The sequence below is a fragment of the Rhodoblastus sp. 17X3 genome (genome assembly GCF_030056575.1).
Lineage (GTDB): Bacteria > Pseudomonadota > Alphaproteobacteria > Rhizobiales > Beijerinckiaceae > Rhodoblastus.
The window spans coordinates 1-4537 of record NZ_JASHHX010000041.1 but is presented as its reverse complement, the minus strand read 5'-3'; the positions used below and the strand labels follow the sequence as shown (position 1 = coordinate 4537).

The following is a 4537-nucleotide window of genomic DNA, read 5'->3' as shown; positions in this document are numbered from 1 at the left end:
ATCTATGGCGAAGGCGCGCGTTTCGCGCCGGAAGTCGGCGACGTGTTCAAGCGCTGGGGCGGCGACAAGGATCCCGCCGGCGCGCATCAGATGATCAAGGACTGGATGAAGGCGCAGCCGTCCGGCGCTCAGGGGCGCCGCCAGATGCCGCAATTCAACCTGAGCGAAGCTGAACTCGACGATCTCGCCGATTTCCTCGCCTGGGCGAGCCGGACCAACACGCAGGGCTGGCCGCCCCGCCCCAAGTCCAACTGAATTTGTTGGCTTCGACCGCCGACAACCGGAAGTCGAAGCCGCCCGGCGGCATCAGCCGCCGCCGCGCCAGTCGGCGCGGCCCGCCTGTCGTCCGTGACGACAGCCAGCCTGGATCTAACTTTTTGCGGAGGTTTTGATGCCATACCAAACCCAAAGCATCGCCAAGACCTATTGGCTTGGCGCCATGCTCATCTTCGCCGTGCAGGTCTCGTTCGGACTTCTCGGCGGTCTCGTCTACGTCCTGCCGAATTTCCTGGCCGACGTGCTGCCGTTCAACGTCATTCGCATGATCCACACCAATGCGCTGATCGTCTGGCTGCTGCTCGGCTTTTTCGGCGCCGCCTATTACCTCGTTCCCGAAGAAGCCGAGCGCGAGATCTATTCGCCCAAACTCGCCTATATCCAGTTCGCCATCTTCTTTCTGGGCGCTCTGGCGGCGGTGGCGGGCTATCTCTTCCACATCGTCGCCTCCGACGCGCGCTCCTATCTGGAGCAGCCGCTGTGGGTGAAGCTCGGCATCATCGTCGCGGCGCTGATCTTCCTGTTCAACATCACGATGACGGTGTTGCAGGGGCGCAAGACCGCGATCACCAATGTGCTGCTGCTCGGCCTGTGGGGCATCGCCGTCTTCTTCCTGTTCTCGCTCTACAACCCGGCCAACCTGTCGGAAGACAAGATGTTCTGGTGGTATGTCGTCCATCTGTGGGTGGAAGGCGTGTGGGAGCTGGTGATGGCCTCGGTGCTCGCCTTCCTGATGCTAAAAATGACCGGCGTCGACCGCGAAGTGATCGAGAAATGGCTCTATGTCATCGTCGCCACTGCGCTGTTCAGCGGCATCCTCGGCACCGGCCACCATTATTACTGGATCGGCGCGCCGGGCTATTGGCAGTGGATCGGCTCGATCTTCTCGTCGCTGGAAATCGTGCCCTTCTTCGGCATGGTGCTCTTCACCTTCACGATGGTGTGGAAGGGCCGCCGCGACCATCCCAACAAGGCCGCGCTGCTGTGGTCGCTCGGCTGTTCGGTGCTGGCCTTTTTCGGCGCCGGCGTGTGGGGCTTCCTGCACACCCTGCATGGCGTGAACTTCTATACCCACGGCACGCAGGTGACGGCGGCCCATGGCCATCTCGCCTTCTACGGGGCCTATGTCTGCCTCAATCTGGCGATCATGACCTACGCCTTCCCGCAGCTCCTCAATCGCGCGCCCTATAATCAGGTGCTCAACATGCTGAGCTTCTGGGTTCTCTCCGGCGGCGTGGTGTTCATGACGGTCTCGCTGACCTTCGCGGGCGTGCTGCAGACCCATCTCGAGCGGGTGATGGGCATGAGCTACATGGATGCGCAGGACCAGCTCGGCCTGTTCTACATCATGCGGTTCGGCGCGGGCGCGGTGACTGTCCTGGGCGCGCTGCTGTTCATCTATTCGCTGCTCGTGCCGCGCTCGGCGGAAGCGATCAACCGGAATGGCGCGACCCGCGTCGCCGCCGCCGCCGAATAAGGGAGGGCGCCATGAGTCTCGCAGCTGTCGCAACGGAAAGAGAAATGAACGCTTCCCTTCCTTTCTACCAGCAGCAAGGCCATGAATGCGCTTTGTTCGAGGCGGCGTTTCGACGCCGCCTCCCCATCCTGCTCAAGGGGCCGACCGGCTGCGGCAAGACGCGTTTCGTCGCCTACATGGCGGCGAAGCTCGGCCTCGCGCTCGACACCATCGCCTGTCACGACGACCTGACCGCCGCCGACCTCACCGGCCGCTATCTCATCAAGAACAATGAAACGATCTGGACCGACGGTCCGCTGACCCGCGCCGTGCGCCGGGGCGGCATTTGCTATCTCGATGAGGTGGTCGAGGCGCGCAAGGACGTGACGGTGGTGCTGCATCCCCTCACCGACGACCGGCGCATCCTGCCGCTCGACCGCACCGGCGAGACGCTCCACGCGCCCGACGACTTCATGCTCGTGATCTCCTACAACCCCGGCTACCAGTCGGTGCTGAAAACCCTGAAGCCCTCGACGCGCCAGCGCTTCGTCGCCATCGCCTTCGACTATCCGAGGCCCGACGTCGAAGCCTCCATCCTATCCCGCGAGACCGGGCTCGATCTCGAACAATGCAAGACTCTGGTGCGTCTCGCCGGAAGGTTGCGGGCGTTAAAAGGGCAGGATCTCGAGGAAGGCGCCTCGACGCGACTGCTCGTCGCCTGCGCCAGCCTGATCACGGACGGCATGAAACGCGACCTCGCCATTGAGGCCGCCCTGATCGAGCCGCTCAGCGACGATCCCGATGTGAAGGCCGGCCTGCTCGATCTTGTCAAAGTCACCCTCGGCTGAGGCGCCCATGTCGCTGCTGCGCGCCATTCTCAACACCAAATTCTGGGAGCCGGAGGAGGCTGTCGGCGCGCTGTGGGATTCGCTCGTCGGCGGGCGCGACACGACCGGGAATTTTCCGCAAGCCGCCGTCGAGCTGGCGCGGGTCAAGGGCGGCTTGGGCGTGTTGTTTCGCGGCCTCGGCGGCGAAAGCGGCGTCGAGATCAAACCCGCCGGCGGCGAAAGCTCGCATCATCGCCGCAGCTGGCGACGGCGCCTCAGCGGCGACGCCGAAAGGATCGAAACGGCGCGCTTCGACGGCGTGACGCTGTTCCTGCCCGAAAAGATCGACGCCTTTCCGTCCGACGCTCTTAACCGCCAACTCTATCTCTGGCTGGCCGCGCTCGCGGTGGCTGCGGCGCCGGGCGAGACCGGATTCGCCGATCCGCTGCGCCGCGACGTCGCTCGCCTGCGGCAGGTTCTCGACAATTGCGAGCGCGCGACGCGGCAATTTCCGGGGCTTGCGTCCATCCGCGCCGCGCTTGCCGCGCAAACGCTTCAACAGCGCCCGCCGCTCAAGGCGCCGCCGCTCGAAACGGAGCTGGAAACGTGGATTCGCGCGCGGCTGGCCGGCGATCCATTGAAAACCGAAACCCCGCTCGAACGCGCTCTGGCGGGCGACGCGGAGGCCCTGAACGCCTTGCGCGCGCCGGCGAATTACAAGGCCTACCGGCCCGTTATGATGTGGGGCGAGCGCGTCCCGCCGCCCCCGGCTGGCGGAACAAGGCGCGACAGCGACGCGCCCGAGCCCGGTGGGCAGACCGCCGAAGGCGCGGAAAAAACCTTGAAGGCTGAAAGGCGCAAAAGCGATCAGGCGCAACGGCGCGACAGCCTGATCCTGCATCGCTTCGAATCCATCCTCTCCTTCGCCGATTTCCTCAACGTCAATCGCGACGTCGACGACGATGATGAAAACTCGGCGCGCAAGGCCGCCAATGACGCCGAAAAGATCGGCGTTGCGCAACACCACAAGAAGCCGAAGACCCGCCTGAAATTCGATCTCGACCTCGCCCCGGAAGACGGCGACCGCGAGAAGCTCGCCGGACGTTTCGTCTATCCCGAATGGGACTGGAAGAAAGGCGCGCTCGTCGCCGATCAGGCGCGCGTGCTGGAAAATATCGCCGCCGAGGCCCCGCAGGGTCTGGTGCTCGACCCTGCCGCGCGCCGTCGCGTCGAGGCCGTGCGGCGGCAGTTCGAAGCCCTGCGCCCGCGACGCCGGATGCTGTCGCGGCAGAGCGAAGGCAGCGAAGTGGATCTGGATGAGTTCGTGCGCGCCACGGCGGACCGTCTCGCCAGCGGCCATGGCGGCGAGCGCCTCTATCGCGACGCCCGCAATGAGGAGCGCGATCTGGCGGTAGCCGTGCTGTTCGACGCCTCGCGCTCGACCGAAAGCGCGGTCAACGGCCAGCAGGTGATCGCGGTGGCGCGCGAGGCTCTGGTCGCTCTGGCGCATGGTCTGCAAGCCTGCGGCGACAGCGTCGCGCTTTACGCCTTTTCCTCGCTGCGCAAGGAGCGCGTGTTTGTCGATGTCTGCAAGACCTTCGACGAGCCGTTCGGCGCGAGGGTCGACGCGCGCATCGCCGCGCTCAAGCCCGGCTTCTACACGCGGCTCGGCGCCGCCATGCGCCATGCGTCGTTCCGGCTCGGCCAGCGCCCCAATGCGCGCAAGCTGCTGCTGGTGATCACCGACGGCAAGCCCAACGATCTCGATCATTACGAAGGGCGCTTCGGCGTCGAGGACACGCGGCGTGCGGCCCAGGAGGCGCGACGGCGCGGCCAGGCGGTGTTCTGCGTCGCCATCGACGCGCAGGCGCAATCCTACCTGCCGCATTTGTTCGGCCCGGCCGGCTTCGCCATCGTGTCCAAGCCGGAAAAGCTCTCCTCCGCGCTCCCCGCAATCTACCGGCATCTTGTGGGGTGA

Annotated in this window: 4 protein-coding genes; all 4 read left to right on the top strand. The window is 65.3% G+C overall.

Annotated elements, in window-relative coordinates:
* The coding region (locus QM467_RS19615; RefSeq protein WP_342395144.1) for a c-type cytochrome at positions 1–255 on the top strand (255 nt) is incomplete at its 5' end.
* Between the two features lie 136 nt (positions 256–391).
* Positions 392–1753, top strand: a complete 1362-nt coding sequence (locus QM467_RS19610; RefSeq protein ID WP_283368023.1) for a cbb3-type cytochrome c oxidase subunit I — start codon at positions 392–394, stop codon at positions 1751–1753.
* Positions 1754–1764: 11 nt separating this feature from the next.
* A complete protein-coding gene (locus QM467_RS19605) occupies positions 1765–2580 on the top strand; it encodes an AAA family ATPase (protein WP_446737810.1) in 816 nt (271 codons plus the stop codon).
* Between the two features lie 7 nt (positions 2581–2587).
* A complete protein-coding gene (locus QM467_RS19600; RefSeq protein ID WP_283368021.1) occupies positions 2588–4537 on the top strand; it encodes a nitric oxide reductase activation protein NorD in 1950 nt (649 codons plus the stop codon).